This window comes from Mycobacterium sp. M26 (genome assembly GCF_001494595.1).
Taxonomy (GTDB): domain Bacteria; phylum Actinomycetota; class Actinomycetes; order Mycobacteriales; family Mycobacteriaceae; genus Mycobacterium.
Genome location: NZ_LN929904.1, coordinates 1 through 1,873, shown reverse-complemented (window position 1 = coordinate 1,873; position 1,873 = coordinate 1). Strand labels below are relative to the sequence as shown.

1 protein-coding gene and 1 pseudogene are annotated in these 1,873 nt (G+C 68.1%); one reads left to right on the top strand and one right to left on the bottom strand.

Translation table 11 applies throughout. From position 1 onward, the window contains the following. Positions 1-343: 343 nt before the first annotated feature. On the top strand, positions 344-1,270 hold the full coding sequence (locus tag BN3385_RS00025; RefSeq protein WP_059013915.1) for a PE-PPE domain-containing protein: 927 nt from the start codon (positions 344-346) through the stop codon (positions 1,268-1,270). A 65-nt stretch (positions 1,271-1,335) separates the two neighbouring features. On the opposite strand, the pseudogene BN3385_RS28795 reads toward BN3385_RS00025, so the two are convergent. Next, a pseudogene (locus tag BN3385_RS28795) lies at positions 1,336-1,873 on the bottom strand (hypothetical protein); the annotation flags it as partial.

Below are 1,873 nucleotides of genomic sequence, written 5' to 3'. Positions count from 1 at the left end.
GATCGGTCTGCCCCAGCTGCCCCCGCCTCCGCCGATTGGGCTGCCGCAGTTGCCGCCACCTCCGCCGATAGGGCTGCCTGAGTTGCCGCCGCCGCCGTCGATCGGGCTCCCGTCGCTGCCCTGCATCATCTTCTGCCTGCCGAAGCTGTTCTGATCCGGCACAGCTGAATTCGGTTGCTGCCCAGCGTGATACGGCTGGGCCGTTAGAGCGGGCTCGCTGGCGGGGTCCAAGCTGCTCTGTGGCTGATGTTGCATATGTGACAGCTGTGACTTGCCATGAGTGGGCTATGAATGCCGGTTCGCGCACTGCAGGGTAGTTGTCCGGAGAAATAATCTGGCGCGCATGACGACGATCGACCGCGATTTCGGCCGACGGCATCGACCGCGCCTGCCTCAGCTGTTCTGCCTGCTGGGCGCGTTGGCTCTCGGATTTGCGACTGTGGCACCGGCCCAGGCTGACACCGTCATCTGGGTCGGCGGAACCAGCGGAACACTGGGCCGCTTGCTCGGCGGCAATGACACCAGCTCGGTGGCGCAGAAGCTGTTGGGCGGCCGCTACCGCAACGACACCGTCGTCACCGTCGACTACCCGGCGTCGATCTGGCCCATCACCGGGCTACTGGACCCTAGTCTGGGTGACTCGGTCCGGACCGGGGTGGCCAAGACCAAGGCCGCCATCCGCGCCGCGCTCGCGACGAGCTCCGCCCCGCTCTCGGTCGTCGGGACATCCCAAGGCGCCATGGTGGTCCAGCAAGTGGCGGCTGACTTGAACAACGACCCGAGCGTGCCGTCGAACACCACGTTCGTCCTCATCGCCGATCCCAACTTCGGTGCCCTGTACACCCAGGTCGGGACGAAAGCGCCCGTACTCGATTACACGCCGATTCGCTTGCCGCTCACAAGATTTCGCCAGATCGAGGTGGTCAACCAATATGACGGCTTCGCGATCCCGATCGCGCAGATCGACAAGCACGTCACCGTCCTCAATGCACTGATCGGGATCGCCACCGTTCACACCGTCGCGCAGAACACCGATCTGTCCACCGTCCCGGCGCAGAACATCACCGCGACGCCCAATGACCTCGGCGGGGTCAACATCGTCTACCGCGTTCCCACCACGAACCTGCCGTTGACCGCTGGGCTGCGCGACGCGGGAGCCGACACCCGGACCGTCGACGACATCGACGCCACACTGCGCCCGATCATCGAGGAGGGATACATGCCGGTGCAACCGAGTGCTGCAGCGTCGGCGGCGGTGCCGACGCGTTGACGTAGGGCGCACCCAGGAGCCGACTCGGTCGGTGCCGGCGATTGGGAGCGCCTGGTCCATCGTCCTTACGAGTTCGCCCCTGCAATTCCGGAGTTTGCACCTCCGGTAAAGCTGGTTCCGCCGCCGCCGCCCGTGCCGACGGCGCCGCCATTACCGCCGCCATTTCCAGCTCCGTTATTGCTGGATCCACCCTTGCCGCCGTTCGCGCCGCTGGAGCCGGGGCCGCCGTCGCCCGTGACTGATGATGACGTGACAGCGACAGCGCCGCCGCCGCCGCCGCCGCCAGTGCCCAACCCGCCGGTACCGCCGCTGCCGCCCAGGGTGGTCGTCGGGTCCTGAGCCGCATTACCGCCGCCGCCGCCATTTCCCGCAATCTCGCTGCTTGAGCCGGCGCCTCCACCGCCGCCGCCCGCACCCGCGAAGGCGGCGCCACCCGGGGCAGAAAATCCGCCGCTGCCACCACCGCCACCGGCGCCGCCGCGGCCACCGAGGCCGTTTGCGCCTACCGCGCCGGCGCCTCCGGACCCACCGCCGCCTCCGACCGCCACATTCAAAGGCACCCCGGTGCCGCTGTGGCGAGCAGCGCCACCGGCACCACCGCTA

What these genes read in the sequence shown, in the direction of transcription:
- BN3385_RS00025 (WP_059013915.1), top strand. Translation starts at nt 344, where the DNA reads ATGACGACGATCGACCGCGATTTCGGCCGACGGCATCGACCGCGCCTG.